Raw genomic sequence first — 12,899 nt, forward strand, 5'->3', positions numbered from 1 at the left:
AGAAACAGAAACCTCGAATGTGGTTCGTGTACCTCAGACCGAGGATTTGCCTCCGACTTCCTTCAGATTCCACGTCATCATGGACACCCTTGTCTTTAGCTAATGGTTCGCATATCCCAACGCCCATAACGGACTTTCACCGTCAAGTTGATGAACATGCCCGGCACACCAAATGAAAACAGCCGGCAAAGCGCCGGCTGTTTATTAGTGATATTTATTTTGGCGGGCTGCGGACTCATCTTGAATTTCCTCTCGCATGCCCTGAATACTGTCTCTTCTTTTTTGATTCTTTTGCTCAATTTGAGCTTTTTGTTCTTCATTGGAAAATTGCATCGTTTCTTCAGCCTTTTCCATGTTTTCAATCGTGTTATCAACCATTTTCTGAAGCTTATCAGCGTTATCGCTGCGATCATCCGGTTTCGGTCTGTTCTGCACTGTTCTAAATCTCCCTTCAAAAATTCTATGGTGTTATTCTCCTTTTGTTTGAATCTGAGAAGGCTGCCGCCCAGTTTTATCTGCCATTTTCTTACCCTTATTGGCATCAATGGCAACAGACTTTTCCCCAAGATGATCCGGGGTGAAATTCTGTTGGCTTCTTTTTGGATTGCCCATATTACTCCCCCCTTAATAAGATTATTACCTGAGAGGGAGAAAATATGAGCTGTTCAACTGATTTTTCCGCGTTTCAGATGCTTTTCTTCTAATCGATCTTCAATTTTTTGCAATGCTTCCAGATCTTTAAGAAGCGCTTCCTTATTTTCTTCCACCAAATTTAAAAATGATTTCCTTTTATTCCTTCTCATGCTCGACCACTCCTTTACTATAATATTGTCCTAATTTTCTAAAGTTAAACCAATTTTCTAACTCTTCCTAAAAAGAAATGGACATAATAAAAGCGAGACTTAGAAGACTTTCTGTCGTTTCGCGTGTACTAGACGTCCTGACTGTCAGCAGGATTAGAATGAACGCGACGTTCTGTATAACACAGCCAGACAAACAAAAAAAGTTCATTGAATATAATTTCCATAACAAGTCATACTTTTTTTACTCACGCACAAAAACATCCCGCCAAATGGCAGGATGTTTTCATTGGATAGGCACCTATAATGCCTGGTTATTCAGCTATTTTTCCGCGAAGAACCAATGGCAGAATACCACCATTGCGGTAATAATCGATTTCGACAACTGAATCAAAGCGGACAAGTGCTTCAAATTCAGTTTTGCTTCCATCTTCAGCGATTGCTGTAACTTTCACGATATCCCGTGGTTTGACATTTTCATCAATTTCAACATTGATGACTTCTTTTCCTGTCAATCCGAGTACCTCTGCGTTTTCACCTTTTTTGAACTGTAATGGAAGTACACCCATCATTGCAAGGTTAGAACGGTGGATACGTTCGTAGCTTTCAGCAATAACTGTTTTAATGCCAAGCAGATAGGTTCCTTTTGCAGCCCAGTCACGGGAAGAACCCATACCATAGTCTTTTCCTGCAAGAACAACGAGTCCTGTGCCGTCCTCTTTATATTTCATGCAAGTATCATACATAGACCCGACTTCACCAGTAGGCCAGTATGTGGAAAAGCCACCTTCTGTACCAGGTGCTACCTGATTACGGATACGGATATTCGCAAATGTACCACGCATCATGACCTCATGGTTTCCTCTGCGTGAGCCATAAGAGTTGAACTCGCGTGGCTGAACGCCATTATCAAGTAAATACTTACCAGCAGGCGTATCTTTTCCAATTGCTCCAGCTGGAGAGATATGGTCAGTTGTAACTGAATCTCCAAACTTCCCTACAACGCGCAAATCTTTAAGTGATTCGATCGTTGTCAATTCTTTTGATAAATTCTCAAAGAATGGTGGGTTTTGAATATATGTTGAATCAGCATTCCAATTGTATAGAGGTTCATTACTTGTTTTAATTTCATTCCAACGCTTATTGTCACTGAATACATGTTCGTATTCCTTGCGGAACAATTCTGGTGTAACTGTCTTTTTAACCGTTTCAGCAACCTCTTCCTTGCTTGGCCAAATATCTTTCATGTAAACGTCATTACCGTCAGCATCTTTTCCAAGTGGCTCTTTCGATAAATCAATATCTACAGTTCCAGCCAACGCATAAGCAACTACAAGCGGAGGTGAAGCCAGATAGTTTCCTTTTACAAGCGGATGGATACGGCCTTCAAAGTTACGGTTTCCGGAAAGTACAGAAGTGACAAGAAGATCATTGTCAATAATTGATTTTTCAATTTCTTCTTTTAACGGGCCAGAGTTTCCGATACAGGTCGTACAGCCATAACCTACAAGATCGAATCCAAGCTGGGATAAGTAAGGCATTAAGCCAGCATCATTTAAGTAACCTGTAACAACCTTGGAACCTGGTGCAAGGGATGTTTTAACATATTTTGGTACTTGTAGTCCCTTTTCAACAGCTTTTTTAGCAATAAGACCGGCCCCTAGCATTACATAAGGGTTGGATGTGTTCGTACAGCTTGTGATAGCTGCAATGACGACAGCTCCGGTTTTCATTTTTTCTTCAGCACCATCATTGAACTTGACATTCACTTCTTTGCTAATTTCAGCAGGCTCAAGACCAAAGCTTTGGTTGCTGACTGGAGCACTCAATGCTTCGTTAAATGTAGTCTTCATTTGAGAAAGAGGAATCAAGTCCTGCGGACGCTTCGGCCCAGAAAGGTTTGCCTCAATCTCAGAAAGATCAATTTCTACAATATCTTTATAAACAGGCTCTTCTTTATCAACTGTAAAGAACATATCATTTTCACGCAAATATGTTTCAACAAGCTTTACTTGTTCTTCTGGACGGCCTGTTAAACGAAGATAATTCAAAGTTTCTCCATCTACAGGGAAGAATCCACATGTAGCACCGTATTCAGGAGCCATGTTAGCAACTGTAGCACGGTCTGCAAGCGGCAGCGTAGCAACTCCGTCTCCGAAGAACTCAACAAATTTACCTACAACACCGTGTGTACGAAGAACGTTTGTCACCTTTAATGCTAAATCAGTAGCTGTTGCACCATTTGGCAACTCACCTGTCAATTTTACCCCTACAACTTCAGGAATCGGGAAATAAGACGGCTGTCCGAGCATACCAGCCTCTGCTTCAATTCCACCTACACCCCATCCAAGGACACCGATACCGTTAATCATTGTAGTATGGGAGTCTGTTCCGACAAGTGTATCTGGGAATGCTTCATAATCTCCATCAGAAGTTTCAACCGCATGAACAACATTCGCAAGGTACTCAAGGTTGACCTGATGGACAATCCCAGTTGCTGGAGGAACCGCACGGTAATTTTTAAATGCTTTTTGAGCCCAGCTTAAAAATTCATAGCGTTCGGCATTTCGTTCAAACTCATAGTCCATATTCACTTGAAGCGCCTGAGGAGAACCGTATGTGTCCACCTGTACAGAGTGGTCGATTACCAAATCAACCGGAATTTCAGGATTGATTTTTTCCGCGTCTCCACCAAGATCTGACATGGCTTTCCTTAATGCAGCCAAATCAACAACTGCCGGAACACCTGTAAAGTCTTGTAAAATGACACGTGAAGGCTTAAATGGAACCTCTCCATCCTGCACTTCTCCTGTTGCCCACTTTGCCAAGTTCTCTACATGTTCTTTTGTAATGACACGTCCATCATATTGTCTGAGGACTGATTCCAACAGCACTTTAATGGAATATGGCAAACGAGAGATCGATGCCACTCCTTCATCTTCCAAGGCTGACAAGCGATAAAATTGATACCGTTTGCCATCAATCTCAAAAGATGAGCGGGCGTTAAAAATGTCGTTTTTAGTTTCTGCCATTTCAATTACCCCTTTTTTGATCGTAGTTTCTTTCCCGAACCGCAATTTTGCCAATCCCACAAAGGGATTGGCTAGTTCACTACTTAATCATATTACATGTTAGGACATAAGTAAATAATAAGAAAGTTATTGAAAACAATAAGTATTTCTTATAAAAACAACCTTATTCCACCTTCATGATAACAAAACCGGCAGGATTTTAAAAATAAAATCTACTCAGTTTGTGTATACTAACTTTGTCGCATTAAAACAGATGTTTTTTAGCGGCTGCAAAAAAATGTTTAGTCTATATTTCAACAGGCAATAATAAAATGAAGGAAAAATAAAAATTTCTAGAAGGAGATGATTTTACATGGGCTTTCTATTATATCTGATTGTTGGAGGAATTATTGGCTGGCTAGCAGGTTTGATTTTGGGTAAGGATGTACCTGGTGGCATTATTGGTAATATCATTGCAGGTATTATTGGAGCCTGGCTTGGTGGAGCGCTGTTTGGAAATTGGGGACCTATGATGGCCGGTATTCCGATAGTTCCAGCACTGATTGGAGCCGTGATCCTAGTACTGGTTCTCAGCCTTATCATGGGGGCCATGGCAAGAAACCGCAGGTCTTAAATCTATGCCTTAATTACGGGAGCTTAATGCTCCCGTTTTGTATTCCTGCTGATATTTTTCAGCGTAATATAAGACTTCCTCGACATATTCATCGCTGTGATTATAAGCAAAAACAGCTTTCTCAATGTCTCCTGCGGCTGCTCCGTTTTTAGCTAAATAATTCGCTGCTGTAAAAATCGAATCCTCGATATCCCACGGATCGGCCTTGCCGTCTCCATTTGCATCCACACCATATCCACCGTATTTCTTGATCACTGCAGGATCCGTTTTTTCGTTTTCAGGAATATCTCCTTCTCCCAGCCCTTCACAGCTGGGGTGAGACCACCCAACAAAAGTACACGGCATAAACTGCATGTGTCCCTCCGCACCGGCGGGAGACAGCATTGGATCCATTGTGGAAAAAATGGTTTCCACTCGATGATGCGCTGCGAGCAAATACCATGGAACACCGTATTCTGTTTCTGCGGCCTTATAAATCGGCATAAATTCACTCGGGACTTCTTTATTGGGATGCTTATCTTTAATTTCTGTCCTATGGTCTTCCAAATATGAAAGCAACAGCATAAATACGGCTAAAGGCAATATGAGCATAAGCAAAACCCTGCGTTTTCTTTTTGCTGGCCTGTTTTGGTTAGCAGGTTTGTTTTTGCTTATCTTATTCATGAAAATTCTCCCCTTCTTAAATAACACCTGCCATGAGCGGGCAAGCTAAACTGCTCCTTTCCCATTATCGGAAAGTTTTCCAATTTTGGCAAGGATAAGCGGAGGTTATGAAGGAGTGCGCTCATAAAATAAAATAATTTTGCCCTCATTTAAGTGAGCAACATATTTTTGCGTATTTCCCTCATTCAACCCCATTGTAATCAGAAGATCCTTAACATCATGATGGCTCTTCCCTTGGATCAAGGACGCCAACGGACCGGCAGCAATGATGGGACCCATTCCAGGAACAGTCAAACCCGGGACGATAAAGCCACCGCTTATCCCTGTGAGAAACCCGCTAATGATCCCATATGCCTCTTCGCTGGCCGCATGCCTGTCATGGACATTTGTCTCTTGCTCAATGAATTCCGTTTTTGATTCATCAGCCGCTAACACCGAGAATTTTTCCTCTTTAAAGCCTTCGTGAATACTTGTTTTGATAACGTCTATCACTTCTTCTGCTGTATCATATACGCCTACAACAGTAAAACTCATAAGCATCCCTCCTATTCTTACTATCGTACCCCTATTGCCGCTCATATAAAACAAGACCTAACCGTTTTGTGGTTAGGTCTCTCATAGGGGCCTTATTAATTAAGTACTTTAATTTTTACTTGTTTGACTCCAAAGTCCATTGCTTCGGACTGTGAAGGTATGAAAAGATCGATTTTGTGACCTTTAATAGCTCCGCCTGTATCACCAGCAATGGCTGTCCCATATCCCTCAACTTCAACCTTTGAGCCTAGTGGAATAACAGATGGATCTACAGCAATCACTTTTTGTCCAGGATTTTTCCGAAGGTCAATGCCTGTTGCAGTCACACCTGAACAGCCATTACAAGATGCCGTATAGGCAGTTGCCGTTACTGTCATCTCATTTCCATCTGAACGGGCAGACGTTTCATTTTCAACAGGTTCCTGATCTTGTTTCGGTGCAGATTCCTGAACTTGTTCCGGAGCAGCAGTCTCTTTTTGGACAGGAGCAGGCTGCTGCTGTGGAGCAGTATTGGCGGTTTTAGTTTGAACTGGAGCTGCCTCTCCTTTTAGCGCCAGTTTCTGACCCGGATGAATCAGATCACCTGATAATTTATTCCATGTTTTTAATTCATGGACTTGAATTCCGAATTTCTGAGAGATTTTCCATAAGGAATCTCCTGATTTAACTGTATATACATCATCTATATTTTTTTCCTTATTAACAGCTGCATCAGCAGAAATATGTAACTTCTGGTTTGGAAAAATGAGATCACTGGAAAGGTTATTCCAGGACTTTAACTGTTGTATTGAGGTGCCGTGTTTTTGGGAGATTTTCCATAAAGAATCGCCCGGCTGTACCTTATATACCTCAGCTGCCGATGCCTGCCCTGACGCCAAGGCCCCTACAATCATGGCTCCTGTGAAAAATGCGATAATCTTCTTTCTCATTTTTGTTCCTCCCTTTTTTGTTAGTCGAAAATCGCTAACGATGACTATCCTAACAGAGGAACATATCAAACGAATAACAGGATTATTTATGTTCGATTACAAATGTATTGCATGCTGTTACATCCGGCACATTACGATAGTATTAGATAATTGCATCCAAATATAAACAAACGCTTTTTCAAATATCGACATCCCTCTTCATTCTGCCAGTTGACTGATACACTGTTTTTTCTCCAACAAAAAGTGTGAAAGCAATAACGGCAATAAAGAAAAAGCTAGAGATTTGGAATAATTTAGCTGTATCCATAAATATCGCGACCATTCCAAAAACTAGTCCACTCATCCCGATCCCCACATCAATTGCAGAATAGAACATTCCATTTGCTACTCCTCTTCTTGCCTTCGGTGTTTTTGCAAGAACCCAAGCCTGAAGTGCAGGAATCAGGGAACCATAGCCAGCTCCGAATAAACATCCGGAAATCGCGATCCCTACCCAGTTAGTTGAGAAAGACAAAATCCACATGGATATAAAAGTAAGGCCCGAACAAACAATAACTAAAAGCTTTGGACCGTTCCTATCAAACCATTTGCCCGTAATTGGACGAACAAGTGTCGCAGTTATAGCATTCAAGAAATAGAAAAGAAATATTTGCTCTATTCCCCGCTCTTCAGAAAAGATTACAATAAATGTGACAATTGTTCCATAGCCAAACGTAGCTAACAAAGTAACGAAAGCGGGGAACCAGCTGGACGATTCAATAAGCGAACCGGTAAATGAAAAATGAACATCTTTTTTATTCATATTTTTTACATTCTCTGGCGTTTGATATTTAATGACGGAAAGCAATAGGAGAGCAATAACGCCAAAAACTGCAGAAATTTTGATCATCGTATCGAATGAGTAATGCTGGTACAGAAATATTCCAATACTAGGAGCAATAATCATCCCAACAGTAATAGAGAGTCCAAAATAACCCATCCCCTCCCCAATTCGGTCATTAGGTACAATATCGACCGCAGCCGTTCCATTAACAGTCGAAGACCACCCCCACATGAACCCATGAAGGAATCGGAATATTAGAAGGACGAATATGATTTGTGTCAATGGATAAAGAATAGTAACAGCCAGCAGTCCTGCCGCCCCAACTAAAATAAGCCATCGGCGCTGGCAAAATCCCAGCAAGTATCCTATAAATGGCCTGATTATGACTGCCCCTACTGAGAACACCATCGTCACCAGCCCAATCTCTATTCCCGATGCGCCCAATGACTTCAAATAAGGCGATACAGTAGGAATGAGCATTTGAAAACTCATAAACACAAACAAATTAGCTAGCACTAGCAATATAAAAGATTTAGTCCATAATTTCCCCTTGGTTGTCCGCTTTTCTTTTCCCATTTTTTTCACCTTTCGCTGAAAACTTAGAATACTACTCTTTTAACATATAGTGAAGCAGACAAGAATACAAGAATAATATTTCGTTGTACGAAACTTTTTTATGAAAAACAGGACTCAAAAAAACCGACCCTTAAACAGGGCCGGTTACTTCATCATTAGTTTTATATTCAAAAGCTTTTTCTAAAAGCTTTTCCGCTGCGGATTTTGGGTCATCAGCTCTTGTAATAGCTGATACTACAACAATCCCATCTAGTTTATAAGCCTGAAGCTGGCTTGCATTTTTTTCATTAATGCCTCCGATTGCAACAACGGGAATGGATACCGATTCAATAATTTTACCGAGCATTCCGTTTGGAAGAAGTTTGGCATCGGCCTTGGTTGAGGTTGGAAAGACTGAACCCACTCCAATATAATCTGCTCCAGCTTCCTCAGCAAGAACAGCTTCTTCCACCGTGTGTGCGGAAATTCCAACAATCATGGAGTCTGGTATGATTTTTTTGACCACTTCTATTGGAATATCTGATTGTCCGAGATGAACCCCTGCCGCATCCACTGCCAAAGCAATATCCACCCGATCATTAATAATTAATGGGATGGACAATGAATCGAGGAATTGTTTCAATCGAACGGCTTTCTCGTAAAAGGCCTTCCCTTCGGACTTTTTTTCCCGCAATTGAATAAGACTTGCTCCTCCATTTACCGCTTGTTCTATAATCGGCAAGAGGTGATCAAAAGACATACCTTCTTCTGTCACTACATAGAGTTTATAATCGATATCACGCTTCAATAATCCTTACCCCTTCCAGCCACATTTCCGCGCTCATATGAGAAATGAAATCCACCAGCCTGACTCTGAACGTTCCAGTACCTTCCTCATCAGATAAACTGGCAGCCGCTAACTCACCAGCAATTCCCATTAGGGAAATTCCAGCGACTGCCGAGTGCAAATGATTCATAGAAAGCGCCGCAAAACAGCCGATTAATGCGGAAGACATGCATCCTGTTCCAGTTACTCGAGTTAACATTGGATGTCCATTTTGAATAAGGTATGTATGTTTTCCGTTACTTACAGCATCTTCATTACCACTTACAACTGCTATACAATTATAGGTAGCTGCAACTGTTCTGGCAATATCTGCATTTGAAAGCGCAACATGCACAGCATCAACGCCCTTTGTGATCGAGCGACCGCCAATCAGCCAGTTCATTTCACTTGCATTTCCTCGAACAATAGCAGGAGTAATCTCCTTCATAATCTTCATTGCACAGTCTGTCCGATAGGCAGTGGCTCCTGCACCTACCGGGTCAAATACAACTGGGATTCCCTTACTGTTAGCCGTTTTTCCAGCAGCCATCATTCCATCAAAACTTTCGGGTTGGAGCGTTCCAATGTTGATGACAAGCGCTTCAGACAGCATCACCATTTCTCCAGCTTCACAAGGACTAGAAGCCATTACAGGTGATGCACCAATAGCCAATGTCACATTCGCACAATCGTTCATGGTTACAAAATTTGTGATTTGATGAACCAAGGGCTTTTTATAACGCAGCTTGGTAAAAAGTTCAGCAATTTCCTTTTCCACTTTATTCTCTCTCCAGTAACACTTTTTCATAAAAAGGATGAAAATGATGCGCGGGGCCATGTCCTTGTCCGATATCGAGGCTTTCAGCGATGGCAGTCGTAATATAATCCTTCGCATTTTCAATAGCAGTCAGCATGTCTTGACCCTTTGCTAAGTTTGCAGTAATGGCCGAAGAGAGTGTACACCCTGTTCCGTGAACATTTTTTGTTTCAACACGTTTCCCACTTAACAATTGAAACTGTTGCCCATCGTAATACAGATCATTAGGATCCCCATCGAGATGCCCCCCTTTTATGAGAACAGCTCCTGACCCTTTTTGAAGAATATCCCGACAAGCCTCATACATGTCAGGCTCTGACTGAATTCTTCTACCTGATAAAATTTCAGCTTCAGGAATATTCGGAGTAACGAGCGAAGCTAAAGGTAATAACGTTTCAATTAGATCAGTAACAGCACTTCGTTCCAATAAATGATGTCCGCCCTTTGAAACCATGACAGGATCAAGTACAACATGTTCTGGCTCATATATTTTCAGGCTTTTTGCAACGGTCTGTATGATTTCAGATGTAGCTAACATGCCTATTTTTAAAGCATCTACACCAATATCCTCAAAAACAGCCGCAATCTGATCGTGGATGATATTCAAATCAATATTTTGAACTGACCTTACCTCTACAGTGTTCTGGGCTGTAATGGCGGTAATTGCAGACATACCAAATACCCCTAGAGCTGAAAATGTTTTTAAGTCTGCTTGTATTCCGGCCCCTCCACCAGAATCAGAGCCGGCGATGGTAAGAGCTGTTTTCATGAAGCAAGCCTCCAATCGCTGTATTTTTCATTAAAACTTTTAATAATCCATAGCCGATTGCTGCCCCCACAATAGAACTTACAGCAAATGCCGGTACCAATCCGAACATTGCCGTCTCCTGTCCAAAGAAGAGTTTGGCGAGCGGATAAGCTGCAACAGCACCTAGGAAACCGGTCCCTACTACTTCTCCTAAAAATGCAAATTCCATTCTCTTTGTTTGGGCATAAAGCCATCCGGCTAAAAGCGCGCCTATCATACTGCCAGGAAAAGCAAAAATAGAGCCAGTTCCTGCCATGTTTCTCAGAAGAGAAACAATAAACGCCTGCGCCAAGGCATAGGAAGGACCGAACAGTACTGCCGTTACGATATTAGCAAAATGCTGCACTGGGAAGATTTTTGCAAAACCAGCAGGAATGAAAATGATATGGCTGGTTATCGTCGTAAAAGACACAATCATCGCGGTTATAGCCATTTTCTTTACCTTCATTTTGTACCTCCCCGTCTAAGGGAACACTCAAATCTCCCAATCTTGTTTATGGTAATTCATTTCCCAGAAAAGATATTCATATTTGGACGTGATGAGGAAATGTTTTTCCAATATAGCCAATTCTCTTTCTGGCTTACCGTGCGTCAGCTCGTTCAACAAATCTATTAGCCATTCACCCAATGTTCCAAACTGTTCTGATGAATATGTCTCGATCCATTTTTTGTATGGATTATGTTCCAAGCGATCTTTATATTGTTCCTTTAATCGTTTTCCGGTTTCCGCATAATGCCATGCACAAGGTAATAAGGCAGCGATCAATTCAGTGAGCGTTCCATTTTGAGCAACATTCAACATATAGCGAGTATAAGCAAGGTTGACAGGTGCCGGTTCGGTTTGTTCCAATTCTTTTCTAGTGATTCCAAATTCCGCTGCATATTGCCGATGTAACTCCATCTCAAAATGAAGGTGTTCATGAAGCAAATGGGCAAACTGTTCCATCGTTTCGAGGTTATGTGACTTTTGCACACCAATGGCAAATAACTTCACATAATCTATCAGATAAACATAGTCTTGCTTCATATAATAGAGGAACTTGTCTTCATCAAGCGTTCCATTTCCTATTCCTTGAACAAACGGATGCTGATAACTCTTCTCCCATATCTCTTTGGAACTTTCATAAAGTCTATCTGTAAATAATAGCTTGTCGACTTCCATTCATTGCAGCTCCTTTATATTTATTACGTCTCTTTTCCTCGCTTATGTAGCGCAAAAAGCCGCTCCCTAATAAGGAAGCGGCTGCATAGCAATATTAATATTGTATATTCAGCCTGCTTCCCTACGCTGGCATCAACCAGATCAGGTTCAAAGGGTATCAATCAATGATTTCTCTCAGCATATAGCTCCCCTAGCAGACACAAACTTATTTAGTTTTTAGTTTCATAGAAAATTACGCGAAGAAATAAGAGACACGCCTATTCTTCACTATAACAGGAATTAGCCAAAAAGCAAGTTTAGTTGATAAACAAGCTCATGACATAGACCATGAACGGAATAGTAATCAAGCCAAGAAGTGTAGAAAGGACCGTTGTCAGTGCCCCCATCTGTTCATCCGCAGAATATCTTGCAAAGAGAATGGAAGCCAATGTGATAGTAGGCATCATTGATTGTATTAGTACGGTCTGGATCAACACCGAATCAAAATTAAAGAAGTGAATCATAAATATAGTAGCGATTGGAAGCAATATGAGCTTGACTGTAATTGGAACCCACATTTTGGGTGCGGATTGACGAAACTTTCCTCGCTGCAACCCCATGATCATCATGCCAATGTAAATCATGGCAAGCGGAGCCGCTAAGGCGGCAAGCCGGTCTGTCAATCCGATAATGATTTCAGGAGGTTTAATATTGAAAAAGCCCGCAAGCAGTCCGATGACGATAGCTGCTGTCGGAATATTGATCATGGATTTCAACGTGTGCAAAGCAAATGTTCTATTTTTTTGCAGCATCACAACCCCAACTGTCCAAATGGTCACGTCAACTCCAGCATCAAAAATAGCCGCATAGAGCGCCCCCTCAGGTCCAAACAAAGCCGCGCACAGTGGAATACCTATGAATCCGGTATTTCCTAGTCCGGACAGCAAAGCAATTTCTCTCGTACGGTTCGACTCTTTTTGAAAAAGAACTGCAAAAATCCATCCAATGGCAATACCGACAACATTGATAACGATGGATAACACAAATACCAGTATAATCTTCTTAAACATGTCTCCATCCATATCTACATGAAAAATACTGGAAAGGATGATACAGGGCATTGCCACGTTCACAATCATGTTAATAAACAAAGTCCGTGTTTCATTATTTAACGGCGAGGTTCTTGCCAAAATTGCGCCGATCATAATCATCATTGTAATAATAAGTATTGATTGAAAAACGATTGTAAATTCCATTTTTCTCCCCATTTCCGGATAAAAAAGGCTCTCTGTCAAATGTGGTGGTATTATCCACCCATATTCTTCTTAGATCCGTGGCCTAGGCCACGGATCTAATTG

Annotated in this window: 15 protein-coding genes and 1 riboswitch; of the genes, 1 reads left to right on the forward strand and 14 read right to left on the reverse strand. The window is 41.4% G+C overall.

The window, feature by feature from the left end:
• Window positions 1–204: 204 nt before the first annotated feature.
• The 4 genes from tlp to acnA all read right to left on the reverse strand — a co-directional run bounded on the left by tlp (window position 205) and on the right by acnA (window position 3,832).
• Entirely contained in the window at window positions 205–435 is a 231-nt protein-coding gene (tlp, locus tag H9631_RS21385; RefSeq protein ID WP_191816362.1) for a small acid-soluble spore protein Tlp, read from the reverse strand.
• Window positions 436–468: 33 nt separating this feature from the next.
• Complete coding sequence (locus H9631_RS21390) at window positions 469–612, reverse strand: acid-soluble spore protein N (RefSeq protein ID WP_191816364.1); 144 nt, start codon at window positions 610–612, stop codon at window positions 469–471.
• Window positions 613–665: 53 nt separating this feature from the next.
• Window positions 666–803 carry an FbpB family small basic protein gene (locus tag H9631_RS21395; protein WP_191816367.1) on the reverse strand — a complete coding sequence of 46 codons (138 nt, stop codon included), beginning with the start codon at window positions 801–803 and terminating at the stop codon, window positions 666–668.
• A gap of 311 nt (window positions 804–1,114) precedes the next feature.
• Window positions 1,115–3,832, reverse strand: coding sequence for an aconitate hydratase AcnA (gene acnA / locus H9631_RS21400; protein ID WP_191816369.1), 2,718 nt, complete (start codon window positions 3,830–3,832; stop codon window positions 1,115–1,117).
• A 352-nt stretch (window positions 3,833–4,184) separates the two neighbouring features.
• On the opposite strand from acnA, the gene H9631_RS21405 reads away from it, so the two are divergent.
• Window positions 4,185–4,445, forward strand: a complete 261-nt coding sequence (locus H9631_RS21405) for a GlsB/YeaQ/YmgE family stress response membrane protein (RefSeq protein ID WP_191816371.1) — start codon at window positions 4,185–4,187, stop codon at window positions 4,443–4,445.
• A 9-nt stretch (window positions 4,446–4,454) separates the two neighbouring features.
• Here H9631_RS21405 and H9631_RS21410 read toward each other — a convergent pair whose 3' ends face one another.
• The 10 genes from H9631_RS21410 to H9631_RS21455 form a co-directional block, all read right to left on the reverse strand.
• Window positions 4,455–5,108 (reverse strand): lytic transglycosylase domain-containing protein, encoded by a 654-nt coding sequence (locus H9631_RS21410; RefSeq protein ID WP_191816373.1) that lies wholly within the window; start codon window positions 5,106–5,108, stop codon window positions 4,455–4,457.
• Between the two features lie 105 nt (window positions 5,109–5,213).
• The gene (locus tag H9631_RS21415) at window positions 5,214–5,642 is read right to left on the reverse strand and encodes a general stress protein (RefSeq protein ID WP_191816375.1); all 429 of its coding nucleotides are present in this window, start codon (window positions 5,640–5,642) and stop codon (window positions 5,214–5,216) included.
• Between the two features lie 95 nt (window positions 5,643–5,737).
• On the reverse strand, window positions 5,738–6,571 hold the full coding sequence (locus H9631_RS21420) for a LysM peptidoglycan-binding and 3D domain-containing protein (protein WP_191816377.1): 834 nt from the start codon (window positions 6,569–6,571) through the stop codon (window positions 5,738–5,740).
• A gap of 178 nt (window positions 6,572–6,749) precedes the next feature.
• On the reverse strand, window positions 6,750–7,970 hold the full coding sequence (locus H9631_RS21425; RefSeq protein ID WP_191816379.1) for an MFS transporter: 1,221 nt from the start codon (window positions 7,968–7,970) through the stop codon (window positions 6,750–6,752).
• A 130-nt stretch (window positions 7,971–8,100) separates the two neighbouring features.
• Window positions 8,101–8,757, reverse strand: a complete 657-nt coding sequence (gene thiE / locus H9631_RS21430; RefSeq protein WP_191816381.1) for a thiamine phosphate synthase — start codon at window positions 8,755–8,757, stop codon at window positions 8,101–8,103.
• A complete protein-coding gene (gene thiM / locus H9631_RS21435; protein ID WP_191816383.1) occupies window positions 8,747–9,553 on the reverse strand; it encodes a hydroxyethylthiazole kinase in 807 nt (268 codons plus the stop codon). The genes thiE and thiM overlap by 11 nt, the downstream gene beginning before the upstream one ends.
• 1 nt (window position 9,554) lies before the next feature.
• Window positions 9,555–10,361 (reverse strand): bifunctional hydroxymethylpyrimidine kinase/phosphomethylpyrimidine kinase, encoded by an 807-nt coding sequence (gene thiD, locus H9631_RS21440; protein ID WP_191816385.1) that lies wholly within the window; start codon window positions 10,359–10,361, stop codon window positions 9,555–9,557.
• Window positions 10,330–10,848, reverse strand: coding sequence for an energy coupling factor transporter S component ThiW (gene thiW / locus H9631_RS21445; protein ID WP_191816387.1), 519 nt, complete (start codon window positions 10,846–10,848; stop codon window positions 10,330–10,332). Before thiW ends, thiD begins: the two co-directional genes overlap by 32 nt.
• A gap of 27 nt (window positions 10,849–10,875) precedes the next feature.
• Window positions 10,876–11,562 carry a thiaminase II gene (gene tenA, locus H9631_RS21450; RefSeq protein ID WP_191816390.1) on the reverse strand — a complete coding sequence of 229 codons (687 nt, stop codon included), beginning with the start codon at window positions 11,560–11,562 and terminating at the stop codon, window positions 10,876–10,878.
• A 101-nt stretch (window positions 11,563–11,663) separates the two neighbouring features.
• Window positions 11,664–11,764, reverse strand: a riboswitch (TPP riboswitch).
• Between the two features lie 94 nt (window positions 11,765–11,858).
• On the reverse strand, window positions 11,859–12,797 hold the full coding sequence (locus H9631_RS21455) for an AEC family transporter (protein WP_191816392.1): 939 nt from the start codon (window positions 12,795–12,797) through the stop codon (window positions 11,859–11,861).
• Between the last annotated feature and the right edge of the window lie 102 nt (window positions 12,798–12,899).

It is taken from the genome of Bacillus norwichensis, assembly GCF_014836955.1.
Classification (GTDB): Bacteria; Bacillota; Bacilli; order Bacillales; family Bacillaceae_C; genus Siminovitchia; species Siminovitchia norwichensis.